Raw genomic sequence first — 11396 nt, forward strand, 5'->3', positions numbered from 1 at the left:
TGTGCTAGCTAAACTCAAGCTGAATTGTCGGTTAATTACTTTAGGTATATAGTAAAGTTAAGTTCTGAATAATAAATTGCCTAAACCGCTGTTAAGCGTTTTATAAAGGATAGTAAAAATAAATAACACTTTGATATTATTTATCTCTTTAAGCGGGCAATACGGCGTAATATCCAGTTCTTAGATTAAATATACTCGTAAATGAAGTTATTCGCGTATAGCTTTAGTATTTGAGCTCTGATTATATTTACGGCTAAAACAATAAAGGACATACAATGAGTATAACCGCACAAGATGAAACGTTCAGCGTACAATACATTGAAGCAGAAGATATAAGCACTGCCGCAAGTTTAATTTATCAGGCATACCATGATGACCCTGTACTAAAAACAATGCTTGGTTATGATGGAAAAAATAAAGCCGTTTACGAAAAAAAGTTACGTGCATTAATACGTGAAGAACTCAGTAGTTTTTGGCAAGAAAAGCAACCACTAATAGGACTTTATCGCAGTGGCAAATTAAAAGCAGTGTCCTGTATGTTTGATTCTTTAAGTCAACTTCAAGCTCAGCGTTATTGGCATTGGCGCTTAAAATTAATGCTGAGTGCGGGATATTTACAAACTAACCAGTTAATAGAAAAAGAACAAACTATTAGAGATACGCTAAAAGAAAAAGGCCGTTATTACTTTTTAGCTTTTATTGCAGTAGATCCTCATTTTCATGGTCAAGGGTTTGGTCGGTATTTACTCAGAGGGCTTGATGAGCTGGTAAAGGCAAATAGTGAGTCTTCTGGATTGGCAGTATTTGTAACGCGTAGTGAGCATACAGAACTTTTTAAATCTGAAGGGTTTCTGACTTTTAAACAGCTTACGTTTAACCAAGTTGCTGGTGAGTTACTATTTAAAAATGCATTGGGTTAAAAACGTAACTTATAGTGTGTAAGTTAATGCGCCCAAACGGACATGTGTCCGTGCGATATATCTTACATTAACGTGAGAGTAATCAGTTAAAGGTGGCCAATTGGTCGCCTTTTTTTATTTAAGTGCATGTTTAATATTAATTTATTGATTTTTTAATTTTTATGACAAAGAATTATTTTGTCTCACATACTACTTCCTCCTCTCGTTTACTCTAAACTTTACCTTGTCAAGAAGACATAGCTTAATGAATAAGTTACTGCCATGGATAAGGAATAGGCAAAATAGCAGATGCTAGCAGGATACAAAAAGGACAAGTTAACAAGGACAGCAAGGATGAATAGGAAGTGCAAGACGCACTAAGTGGCAGGAGCTACTTTAAGGATATAAAGGATTAAAGCTGCAGGACGCAGCCACGTACTAGGTTGCACGTGAATGCTTGGAAAGCAAAGGGACAACGCAGCAAGCACAAAGCGGCAGGGCGCTACTTCAAAGGATTAACATGGATGATGCTATAGATTTAGCCAAGCGTTAGTTTACGCGGGTTTGCCAAGGTGGCGATGGATATTGCATGAGGCAATGTGAGGGTAAACAAGGTTGTTTACTCGTTCAGGGGATGAAAAAACGGATTATAGATAGTGGATATCTAGCAGGAAGCAGTCCAATTGGGGCGTAACTTTAGTTACGCCTTAGTTTTTTGTACTACACAATTGCAATAATTTTATACATTGAAAGCATAAGGGCACTTAGATTTTGTGTGGTGGAACGACAACACTTTTTAAAAACTCATTTTCCATAATAAGCATTCCCTGATACGCATTTTCACCGTCACTTGAAAACTCAAATGAAAACTCACTTTTTATTCCCGGTTTACTACTTTTTAGAAAACCAAAACGGCGCTTAGTGCACGCAACACTCATAAGTTGCACATTTAATTGCTCACATTGACGTTTAGCATGAACATTAGCCGCTTCGGCGACTTTTCTATTTAGCCAAAACAAATAAATAACACTACCAATTAATATAAACGTCCATAAACTTGCCATTTAAGAGAATAACCTTCCAATTGCACGAGCGAGGGCTTCGCTTCGATCTTCTTTTCGTAATAAACCTAATAGGTGAGGTCGAATGGTCGGTATTGCAACTAAGTCAGCAAAAATACTTGGAAAAAGCGCCTCTATTTTTTGATGTTGAGCACAATTATCCATAAATATATGCAATCGTTCAGGGTCTTCTAACTGAACAAAACAACGTCCAGCGATTGTTAAAAGTACGTCAGAGTCGCTTTTAAGAGCTGAATTCAATGTTGCATCAACAAGCTGCGCGCATAGACCTTGTGCCTGACCTTTAGACATTGAGCGAAGTGCAGCGGTTAAAGCTATAGTATCACTATTATTAATAGCTGTTTGACCCTGCGCAAGTAAAAGCTCACTCAATGTTGTTGGTATTGCAACATGTTCGAGCATTGCACTTAGTGGCTGTAATACTTCAAGGGGTAAATGTGCCCAGGCTTTTTGTAAGTTACTTAAGTTTTGATCGTTATCTAGGCGCAGCGCAAAATCAGCAATGCCTTGTAGTGCCACACTTTGCCAATTATCAAAGCCTAATTTTGCACTAAAGTATAGCTGAGCGTACTCGTAATATTGTGAAGCAGGTTGCTTTAGTAACACTTTAACTTGCGCGTTAAATGCAGCCAGTTTATTTGCATTAGGCGTAAACACATATGGATTGTTATCAAGCTTGCCATCTGCTTTTTCACCTGTAATTTCAGTGCCAAGAGCTTGAATAACCATATCGGCAAAGTCATCACGACTTGCACTAACTAATTTACTTTGCTCATCTAGCGGGAATTTTAAAAACCACACATAGGGTTCTTTGCTCGCTTTGGCATCCCAGAACTGAATTGCTAGCCACGCATGACCAGCAAGCGGATAAGGGTAACGTACTTGGGCTTGTTCAATAGCTAAAAACTGTTGTTTATCGAGTTTAGTAATGTGCCTGCCAATATCAAAAGCCCGCCATTGCGTGCCAGCACCATCTAAAAGTTGGCCTAAGGTTGCTATTTGATCACTCATTGTTTTCCCGGTCGTTTTTAACTGCAAAATTGCGCTAATTATACGCCATAGCGAGCTTTGTGGGAACAGGGTATAATTGCTGCATAACTTATAAAGAGGGTGGTTATGTTCCAACAGACCCAAGCTTATTTAGTGCAATTAAAAGCGCTATTACAAAAGCATCAACTTTGGCAATGTGAGCCAATTTCAGCAGAAGCACTAAATTCTAGTGTTCCCTTTTGTCACGATTCGATGGCGTTTGAGCAGTGGCTACAGTTTGTCTTTATTGAAAAAATGCAGCATTTGATCACTTATAATCAACCATTACCGCGAAACTTTGCAATTGCTCCCATGGCGCAAATGACCTTGATTAATAAATCAGGTGGAAATGAAATTATAGAGGTGCTGACACAGCTAGATGCACTATTAGGAGAACCGCATGAGTGAGCGCCTAGCGCCTACTGAATACGGCGAACTCGACATTTTGTATCAAGACGAAAACTTTGTAGCCATTAATAAACCGTCAGGGCTATTGGTACATCGCTCCTTTTTAGATAAACATGAAACTCAATTTGCGATGCAAATGTTGCGCGATCAGTTAGGGCAGCACGTTTTTCCAGTTCACAGGCTAGATAGACCTACGTCGGGTGTGCTGCTATTTGCTTTAAGCTCTGAAGCCGCGCGCGATATGAATCAGTTATTCATTGAAGGTACTATTGCTAAGCGATATTTAGCTCTAGTGCGCGGATTTGCCCCTGATTCGGTTTTTTTAGATAAGCCTTTAAAAGAAGAGCTTGATAAAATTGCCGATAAATTTGCAGATCAGAATAAAGCACCTCAAGAGGCGCAAACTCAGTTTAATTGTTTGTATCAAGCTGCATTACCTATTCCAATAGGCAAATACCCAACGGTTAGGTACTCATTAGTTGAGTGTTTTCCTAAGACAGGGCGCAAGCATCAGATTCGCCGGCATTTAAAACATTTATCATTACCAATAATTGGTGATGTTAATCATGGCGACAATCAACATAACCAATTTTTTAGGGATCATTTTGAATTACGACGCTTAATGCTATTTGCAACTGAGCTGAGTTTTGTGCACCCTTATACCAACAAAGCAATAACGATAAAAGCGCCACTAGGTCATGATATGCTACAGATTTGTGAGCAACTTGGTTGGCCAAACGAAGAGAAGGATTATTAATGGCACATATTAGTATTTTTGTGGGCACTGTAAATGGTGGTGCTCAACGTTTAAGTGATGATATAGCTGCAACTATTAAGCAGGCTGGTCATAGCGCAGCGGTCATCACAGAGGCTTCGCTTGACGATATTAAAAACGCATCAAACATATTAATTGTTACCTCAACGACAGGACAGGGTGACGTGCCAAGTAACCTAGCTGGCTTATATTATGCGCTTAATAGTAGTTTTCCTATGCTTACAGATAAGCCATTTGGAGTGGTGGCTATGGGCGACAGAAGCTATGGTGATACTTTTTGCGGTGCAGGTCGAAGCTTTGATGAACTATTACGTGATTTACAAGCAAAACCTGTCGGTAACCGTTTAGAAATTGACGCGTGTGAAGATTTTGAGCCTTGGCCAGTGACAGAGCCTTGGTTAAAAGCATGGCTTGAAAAGCTCCCAGATTAATTTTTATATACCAACAAAAAAGGAGCGCATGCGCTCCTTTTTTGTTAGCTGAAATTAACTACTTCGTACATCCACTTTAAGCTTTAATTTTTGCCCCGGTTGTAAGTACTTTTGACCTGCTAAATTATTCCATTTGATAATTTCGCTTACCGTTAAATTAAACTTAGACGCAATACGCGCAAGTGAATCGCCTCTTCGTACTTTGTACGTAATCGTGCGATTAGTGCTTTTTGGTGCGCTGGTGGTTTTATTTTGTGATTTATACACTGTGAGCTTTTGATTTAAGCGCAGCACAGCGCTTTTTTTAAGTTTATTCCACTTTGCCAATTCATCCATGGTCACATCGTATTCGCGGCTGATATCCCATAAGGTATCGCCACTTTTTACGGTATGCGAAAGCTTAGTGCGTGATGTTTTATTTGCAGCCATACGCATTTGCTTTGGTAAGTGCTCGCTATTTATTGCACCATCGGTTAACGGGACTAGTAGCTCTTGTCCAATGCGTATCGTATTTGAATTAAGCTTGTTCAAAGATCTAATTGCGCTGGTGCTAGTGGTAAACTTTTTAGCAATTACAGATAAACTGTCGCCGCTTTTTACCTTGTATCGTTGCCAGCGAAGCCTATTTTTAATATCAGTATTGGCAAGCTTTTCAGAAAACTGCTGCGCTTTATCAATAGGTAAAAGCAAAGAGTGGGGGCCATTTGGATCTGTAGCCCAACGGTTAAACCCAGGGTTTAATCTGTAAAGCTCTGTTAATGTCATGTCGGCCATTTCGGCGGCAAGTGCTAGGTCTATTTGTGAGCCTACATCTACTACTTCTACTACTTGGGCGTTGATAATGGGTTTCCACGTTACATTAAATTCATCCGAACGTTTTAATAAGTCAGCTAGTGCCAGTAGCTTTGGTACGTAAGCCGTGGTTTCTCTTGGTAAATCTAATGACCAAAAATCGGTAGGCAAATGCTTTTTACGATTTTTTTTAATTGCGCGCATCAGGCGCCCTTCACCGGAGTTATAGGCGGCTATGGCATTGAGCCAATCACCTTCAAGTGTTTTGTGAAGATAAGATAAGTAATCTAGCGCTGCACGGGTTGATTGCACAATATCTCGGCGGCCGTCGTACCACCAGTTTTGTTTTAAATCAAAGCGCTCACCCGTTTGTGGCATAAATTGCCAAATCCCCGAGGCGGTTCTGTGAGAGTAGCCAAAGGGATCAAAAGCGCTTTCTACAATAGGAAGGAGCGCAATTTCGATTGGCATCTCGCGTTTTTCCACTTCTTCAACAATAAAGTGAAGGTAAGGCTCTGCACGTTTTGAAATACGGTCTAAATAACGTTGATGCTTCGCATAATAATTCCGCTCGGTCACAACCGGGCGGTTTTGAGGAACATTAATCGATAATTGGTAACGAATACGCTCCCATACATCGTCAAATACCGGCGCATCTTGTTCATCGCTATCTAGTTGTTGATATTGCGCGTTTACCATTAATGCATTGTTAATATCATTTGGGCTTGCACCTTCAAGCTTATTATTAGCTTGATTTGCGACCTGAGGGTCAGATTCTAAGGTGGTCAATGTTTGACAACCACTTAGCGCAAGCGCCAAGGTTAGTATAAGAGGAGATTTATTCATAAATACCAATACATCGGGTAAAAAACTCGGCAAATGTTACCTTTAATAAACTAACATTACCACTTTATGACAATTACAGCAGTTAGTAGAAAGTGTTCATGTATTTCAAGTTAATGATTTAAAATAATAAACTTATATGCGCTAAAAATTATCTTTGAACTTTCTCAGAGCAGCAAAGTTATGCCAAGGTTCATTGTTTTTTGTAACCGAGATAAATTCTTTAGGTACTTCCTCTATGATGGTTGGAATGTCGCTGCGCATAAACGGGTTTATTTTAAGCTCTTGGCTTATAGTGGTTGGCAGTGAAATTTTATCTTCTTTCCTTAACTCATCTACCAGCTCACTGTGTGCAAGTAACGATGGATTACGAGGCTCAACGGCTTTAGCAAAAGTTAAATTAGCTTGTGTATATTCGTGGGTGCAAAACACTTTACACCCTGCTGGTAGCATTTTTAATTTGTTTAGAGAATGCCACATTTGTTCACTAGTACCTTCAAATAAACGCCCACAGCCACCACTGAATAATGTATCACCAGTAAATGCCATGTTGTCATTCACAAAACAAATGTGATCAAGTGTATGCCCTGGAGTTGTGAGCACTTTAAAGTTGATGCCTAAAACATCAATACTATCGCTATCAACCAGTGGATGCGTCACTCCTTTAAAGGGGCTATTTTTAGGTCCATAAACTTTTATTGTTGGGTCATCTTTTACTAGCTGCGCAACACCATCGGTATGATCGTAATGATGATGGGTAATTAAAATGCCACCCAGTGTTAAGTTTTCTGCTGCGAGATGAGCTAGCACAGGCTCAGCCTGACCAGGATCAACGACCCATGCTTCAGCGTTGCCTTCAGTGGTTAAACACCAAATGTAATTATCTGAAAAGGCTTTAATTGCTTTGACTTGCACCATGTTAAATTGCTCTATAAAGTGACATTTAACGCATAGTATAACGAGCTCATAAAATGAAACCAGCCCTTAGTTTTCAAGAAGGACCCAAACCACTGTCGTGGCAACAGTTTCCTCACGGGGATTACTTGCAAGCTGATATTGAACGTAAAATGCAATATTGGCTACCACGCATGTTTGGTTACCATATGCTTAAGTTAGGTAACTTAAGCGGTGAGTTAAATACAAGTTTAAGTACTATTAAGCACCAGGTGTGTGTCGCTGAGCCCGGACCATATACAGGGGTAGTGGCCGATATAGATGAATTGCCTTTTTACGAACATAGTGTTGACGCGTGTATTTTAAGCCATTGTTTAGAGTACCACTCTGACCCACATCACATTTTACGCGAAGCTCATCGAACACTCATACCTGGCGGTTACGTTCTAATTACCGGGTTTAATCCGCTCAGCCTGTGTGGGTTGGCTCAAATGTTGCCGTTTAGCGGGCAAAAGTTACCATGGACAGGACGATTTTTTACCCCAGCAAGGGTAAAGGATTGGCTGAATTTATTGGGTTTTGAAATTGTAAGTGACGAGCGGTTTATTTATTCATCACTAGCTAGGGGAAACAGGTTATCACGGTTTGAATTTTGGCGAGCATTTGCCAAGCAGTATTTAAAACCTATGGGCAGTGTTTATATGCTGGTGGCTCGAAAACGCGTTGCGCCCCTTACACCCATAAAGCCTAAGTGGCACGCACGGCCACAATTTGTGCCTGTAAAAGGGGCGGGGCTTAGGCAAACTTCAAAGCAGCATTACAAAACGTGCGACCAAAAAAGTGATAACTATTAGCATCAAGTAAATTAAGGCTGGTAGCCCACATCTTCGAGTAAATCTGTGCTGCCAGCTGCATCACGAGCTAAATCGTCGACAATTTCGTTGTACTTATGGCCGCTATGACCTTTAACCCACTTCCAATTTACTGTGTGTTTGCTGCAAGCTGCATCTAGGCGTTTCCATAAGTCCACATTTTTAACTGGCTTTTTAGCTGACGTTATCCAGCCGCGTTTTTTCCAGTTTGAAATCCATGACTCGATACCTTGTTTTACGTATTGACTATCGGTAGTAAGGTTTACAACACAAGCACGGTTAAGTGATTCAAGTGCCACTATAGCCGCAAGCATTTCCATGCGATTGTTTGTAGTGAGCTTATAGCCTTGGCTTAATTTTTTTTCATGGGCGTCATAAATCATAAAAATACCATAACCACCGGGGCCTGGATTACCTAAACATGAGCCATCGGTGTAAATCTCTACGGTTTTTTGCACTGTTTTACCTTGATCTTATGTACAATAAAGTGATTATAGAAAGATACCAGAGTCAGGCTTAATTCGATATGGCACGCAGACAAATAGTTTTAGATACAGAAACAACCGGCATCGACCCTAAACAAGGGCACAGAATTATAGAGATTGGTTGTGTAGAGTTAGTAAATCGTCGTTTAACGGGTAATAACTTTCATGTTTATATTAATCCGCAACGTAGCATAGAAGAAGAAGCGATTGACGTTCACGGTATTACCAATGAGTTTTTACGCGACAAACCGCTTTACCGCGATATTGCACAAGAGTTTTTTGATTATATAAAAGGTGCTGAACTTGTAATTCATAATGCCCCGTTCGATGTGGGCCACATGGATAATGAATTTGCATTGCTTAATCAAGGTTTTCCAAATACGCATGATTACTGTCAAGTTCTCGACACGCTTAAAATGGCGCGTGACTTGCATCCAGGACAAAAGAATAACCTTGATGCGTTATGCCGACGTTACGACATAGATAACGCTAAACGTACCTTGCACGGGGCGTTACTGGATTCTGAAATTTTAGCTGATGTTTATCTTGCCATGACAGGCGGACAAACAAAGTTAAACTTAAATCAAAATAAAGATGATGGTAGTGAGCAACAGCAAGGCGGCATAAGACGTTTAAACAGTGAAAGAGCGCCATTGGTAGTATTACGCGCTACAGATGAAGAGCAAAGCGCACACGAAGCCAGATTGGATCTTGTAAATAAAGAAGGCGGCCAATGCCTATGGCGCGCTGAATAAGGCCTTATAATGAGAATAATGTATTTTGTAACCGTGTTATGTGCACTCAGTTTGTTATCAGGTAACGCATATAGCGCAGAGCAAGTTGAAGTTTTAAAACGGGATGGCCTACAAAATGAAATCCCCTTACTCGACAACCGCTTTCGAATTGACAGCCAAATAGACGAAATCACATTACTCTTTTTCAGAAAACCAGGGACACCTGCCGTTATTTTAGTTAGGCCTGATGGTAGTAAGTATTTTGCCACCAACGCCGTTAGGGATACTAATATTGAATGGTTTGACGAACTTAGCTATGACCTTGTCACCATAAAAAAACCAATGCCAGGTCCTTGGCAAGTTATAGGGAGTATTTTACCAGATAGCAGAATTGTTGTATTGGGTGAAATATCACTACAGGCAGAGCCATTACCTCCCATGCTTTTTAGAGGCGAAACGATAAAAGTAACTGGCCAAATTTTAAATGACGGTGAACCGATTAACGCTAATCTATTTAGAGATGTGGTTAGTCTTAATGTTGACTTTGTAAGTACGAATAACGATAGCTTTGCAAACTTTGGCGCAGGTACACAAGAAGTCGCCGAATTTAAAGACGACGGGCGTGGATTTGATGAACGTCCAAAAGACGGCGTATTTACCGGTGAGTTTAAACTTGTGTTTCCGGAAGGTGAGTGGACCCCTGAACTTTACATTTCTACTCCTTTACTGCAGCGCAGAATCGTGCAAGACACCATTATTGTTCACGAACCTCCCTTTGGTTTTAATATCGCGCTTGCAGATGAAAATATTGATGAACATAAATTAACGATCACAACAGACAACAAAATAGTTAAACCAGAGACCGTTATTTTTCAGGGTAAGATTTATTACCCTAACAACGAAGAGCAAATGTTTACTATAAACGCTGCGCCAGGTGAGACAAGAGAGTTAATAATTAAAAACTATGACTGGGGGCGCTACAGTGTAGAACTGTCTGTATTTGGTACTAATAACAACGGCCGTGAATTTATGGCCACTTTACCAACCTATAAATTTGAAATAGCCCGGCCAATAGAAGCGGTACCAGAAGTTGACCCTGCAACCGTTGTTGAAGCTGAGCAAACCACACCCATTGAGCCGGAAGAAGAAAAAATGGCCACATCCACCATTGTGGGCTTAATAATTGGCGGTAATATTTTAATTATACTGCTCGGCTGGTTAGCTATTCGAATATTTGTGCAAAAAAAGCCGATTAAAATTAAACTATCGTTACCTTTTTTAAATAAAAAGAAACACGCGAACCAAGATGTTGACGACACAGAAAAAAATCAAGTAGACAAAAATGGTTCAAAAAATGACAAATTAGGTGAAATTTTAAACCTTTCGATGTCAGATGACTAAAAAACCTGTAAAAAAACAAAAAAGCCCTTGACGAAATAGGGGCTGGTTCGTATTATTCACGCCGCTGTCAGGGAGACCTAAACAGCAACGAAAATGCGGAGTGGTAGTTCAGTTGGTTAGAATACCGGCCTGTCACGCCGGGGGTCGCGGGTTCGAGTCCCGTCCACTCCGCCAATTTTCGACAATTTGTAAGTATGCGCTGGAGTGGTAGTTCAGTTGGTTAGAATACCGGCCTGTCACGCCGGGGGTCGCGGGTTCGAGTCCCGTCCACTCCGCCAACACTTGCACAACATATGGTTGTAAAACATATTCTTATTATGGAGTGGTAGTTCAGTTGGTTAGAATACCGGCCTGTCACGCCGGGGGTCGCGGGTTCGAGTCCCGTCCACTCCGCCAACACTTGCACAACATATGGTTGTAAAACATATTCTTATTATGGAGTGGTAGTTCAGTTGGTTAGAATACCGGCCTGTCACGCCGGGGGTCGCGGGTTCGAGTCCCGTCCACTCCGCCAATAAGAAAAAATAACAGTTTAAATACGCGCTGGAGTGGTAGTTCAGTTGGTTAGAATACCGGCCTGTCACGCCGGGGGTCGCGGGTTCGAGTCCCGTCCACTCCGCCAACTATTTAAACAACGTTATATTACAAAATTTGTATGCTGGAGTGGTAGTTCAGTTGGTTAGAATACCGGCCTGTCACGCCGGGGGTCGCGGGTTCGAGTCCCGTCCACTCCGCCAACAAATTAAGTAAT

The 11396-nt window shown here is 40.8% G+C and carries 12 protein-coding genes and 6 tRNA genes; 13 read left to right on the top strand and 5 right to left on the bottom strand.

What is annotated here, in order from left to right:
- Positions 1-275: 275 nt before the first annotated feature.
- On the top strand, positions 276-920 hold the full coding sequence (locus BCG07_RS15670) for a GNAT family N-acetyltransferase (protein WP_286891023.1): 645 nt from the start codon (positions 276-278) through the stop codon (positions 918-920).
- 743 nt (positions 921-1663) lie between these two features.
- On the opposite strand, the gene BCG07_RS15675 is transcribed toward BCG07_RS15670, so the two are convergent.
- Together BCG07_RS15675 and BCG07_RS15680 are read right to left on the bottom strand one after the other, a co-directional pair.
- Positions 1664-1963, bottom strand: a complete 300-nt coding sequence (locus BCG07_RS15675; RefSeq protein ID WP_008129323.1) for a DUF3301 domain-containing protein — start codon at positions 1961-1963, stop codon at positions 1664-1666.
- The gene (locus BCG07_RS15680; protein WP_286891026.1) at positions 1964-2992 is read right to left on the bottom strand and encodes a DUF3549 family protein; all 1029 of its coding nucleotides are present in this window, start codon (positions 2990-2992) and stop codon (positions 1964-1966) included.
- A gap of 105 nt (positions 2993-3097) precedes the next feature.
- On the opposite strand from BCG07_RS15680, the gene BCG07_RS15685 reads away from it, so the two are divergent.
- The 3 genes from BCG07_RS15685 to BCG07_RS15695 are packed head-to-tail and all read left to right on the top strand — an operon-like array spanning position 3098 to position 4624.
- Positions 3098-3418, top strand: a complete 321-nt coding sequence (locus tag BCG07_RS15685; protein ID WP_033025393.1) for a YqcC family protein — start codon at positions 3098-3100, stop codon at positions 3416-3418.
- The gene (gene truC / locus BCG07_RS15690; RefSeq protein ID WP_243531094.1) at positions 3411-4175 is read left to right on the top strand and encodes a tRNA pseudouridine(65) synthase TruC; all 765 of its coding nucleotides are present in this window, start codon (positions 3411-3413) and stop codon (positions 4173-4175) included. The genes BCG07_RS15685 and truC overlap by 8 nt, the downstream gene beginning before the upstream one ends.
- Positions 4175-4624 carry a flavodoxin gene (locus BCG07_RS15695; protein ID WP_039038071.1) on the top strand — a complete coding sequence of 150 codons (450 nt, stop codon included), beginning with the start codon at positions 4175-4177 and terminating at the stop codon, positions 4622-4624. The genes truC and BCG07_RS15695 overlap by 1 nt, the downstream gene beginning before the upstream one ends.
- 54 nt (positions 4625-4678) lie before the next feature.
- Here the strand turns inward: BCG07_RS15695 and BCG07_RS15700 are convergent, their stop codons facing one another.
- Together BCG07_RS15700 and gloB are read right to left on the bottom strand one after the other, a co-directional pair.
- Complete coding sequence (locus BCG07_RS15700) at positions 4679-6262, bottom strand: lytic transglycosylase (protein WP_243531092.1); 1584 nt, start codon at positions 6260-6262, stop codon at positions 4679-4681.
- 141 nt (positions 6263-6403) lie between these two features.
- The gene (gloB, locus tag BCG07_RS15705) at positions 6404-7177 is read right to left on the bottom strand and encodes a hydroxyacylglutathione hydrolase (protein WP_243531090.1); all 774 of its coding nucleotides are present in this window, start codon (positions 7175-7177) and stop codon (positions 6404-6406) included.
- Between the two features lie 53 nt (positions 7178-7230).
- Between gloB and BCG07_RS15710 the strand changes: the two genes are divergently transcribed.
- Complete coding sequence (locus BCG07_RS15710) at positions 7231-8007, top strand: class I SAM-dependent methyltransferase (RefSeq protein WP_243531088.1); 777 nt, start codon at positions 7231-7233, stop codon at positions 8005-8007.
- 11 nt (positions 8008-8018) lie between these two features.
- Here BCG07_RS15710 and rnhA read toward each other — a convergent pair whose 3' ends face one another.
- Complete coding sequence (gene rnhA, locus BCG07_RS15715; protein WP_006794051.1) at positions 8019-8483, bottom strand: ribonuclease HI; 465 nt, start codon at positions 8481-8483, stop codon at positions 8019-8021.
- A 68-nt stretch (positions 8484-8551) separates the two neighbouring features.
- On the opposite strand from rnhA, the gene dnaQ reads away from it, so the two are divergent.
- The 8 genes from dnaQ to BCG07_RS15755 all read left to right on the top strand — a co-directional run bounded on the left by dnaQ (position 8552) and on the right by BCG07_RS15755 (position 11382).
- The gene (gene dnaQ / locus BCG07_RS15720) at positions 8552-9265 is read left to right on the top strand and encodes a DNA polymerase III subunit epsilon (protein ID WP_006794050.1); all 714 of its coding nucleotides are present in this window, start codon (positions 8552-8554) and stop codon (positions 9263-9265) included.
- Positions 9266-9274: 9 nt separating this feature from the next.
- A complete protein-coding gene (locus tag BCG07_RS15725; protein WP_286891031.1) occupies positions 9275-10645 on the top strand; it encodes a TIGR03503 family protein in 1371 nt (456 codons plus the stop codon).
- Between the two features lie 97 nt (positions 10646-10742).
- Positions 10743-10819: transfer RNA gene (locus tag BCG07_RS15730), tRNA-Asp, on the top strand.
- A gap of 27 nt (positions 10820-10846) precedes the next feature.
- A tRNA-Asp gene (locus BCG07_RS15735) sits at positions 10847-10923 on the top strand.
- A 41-nt stretch (positions 10924-10964) separates the two neighbouring features.
- A tRNA-Asp gene (locus tag BCG07_RS15740) sits at positions 10965-11041 on the top strand.
- 41 nt (positions 11042-11082) lie between these two features.
- A tRNA-Asp gene (locus BCG07_RS15745) sits at positions 11083-11159 on the top strand.
- Between the two features lie 31 nt (positions 11160-11190).
- A tRNA-Asp gene (locus BCG07_RS15750) sits at positions 11191-11267 on the top strand.
- Positions 11268-11305: 38 nt separating this feature from the next.
- A tRNA-Asp gene (locus BCG07_RS15755) sits at positions 11306-11382 on the top strand.
- The last annotated feature ends 14 nt before the right edge of the window (positions 11383-11396 follow it).

The sequence above is a fragment of the Pseudoalteromonas sp. ESRF-bin5 genome, assembly GCF_002632075.1.
Taxonomy (GTDB): domain Bacteria; phylum Pseudomonadota; class Gammaproteobacteria; order Enterobacterales; family Alteromonadaceae; genus Pseudoalteromonas; species Pseudoalteromonas marina.

Bases quoted from the DNA above. Each gene is read 5' to 3' on its own strand.
- BCG07_RS15680 (WP_286891026.1), bottom strand. From the start codon at position 2,992: ATGAGTGATCAAATAGCAACCTTAGGCCAACTTTTAGATGGTGCTGGC.
- dnaQ (WP_006794050.1), top strand. From the start codon at position 8,552: ATGGCACGCAGACAAATAGTTTTAGATACAGAAACAACCGGCATCGAC.
- BCG07_RS15710 (WP_243531088.1), top strand. From the start codon at position 7,231: ATGAAACCAGCCCTTAGTTTTCAAGAAGGACCCAAACCACTGTCGTGG.
- gloB (WP_243531090.1), bottom strand. From the start codon at position 7,177: ATGGTGCAAGTCAAAGCAATTAAAGCCTTTTCAGATAATTACATTTGG.
- BCG07_RS15675 (WP_008129323.1), bottom strand. From the start codon at position 1,963: ATGGCAAGTTTATGGACGTTTATATTAATTGGTAGTGTTATTTATTTG.
- BCG07_RS15725 (WP_286891031.1), top strand. From the start codon at position 9,275: ATGAGAATAATGTATTTTGTAACCGTGTTATGTGCACTCAGTTTGTTA.
- BCG07_RS15700 (WP_243531092.1), bottom strand. From the start codon at position 6,262: ATGAATAAATCTCCTCTTATACTAACCTTGGCGCTTGCGCTAAGTGGT.
- BCG07_RS15685 (WP_033025393.1), top strand. From the start codon at position 3,098: ATGTTCCAACAGACCCAAGCTTATTTAGTGCAATTAAAAGCGCTATTA.
- BCG07_RS15670 (WP_286891023.1), top strand. From the start codon at position 276: ATGAGTATAACCGCACAAGATGAAACGTTCAGCGTACAATACATTGAA.
- BCG07_RS15695 (WP_039038071.1), top strand. From the start codon at position 4,175: ATGGCACATATTAGTATTTTTGTGGGCACTGTAAATGGTGGTGCTCAA.
- truC (WP_243531094.1), top strand. From the start codon at position 3,411: ATGAGTGAGCGCCTAGCGCCTACTGAATACGGCGAACTCGACATTTTG.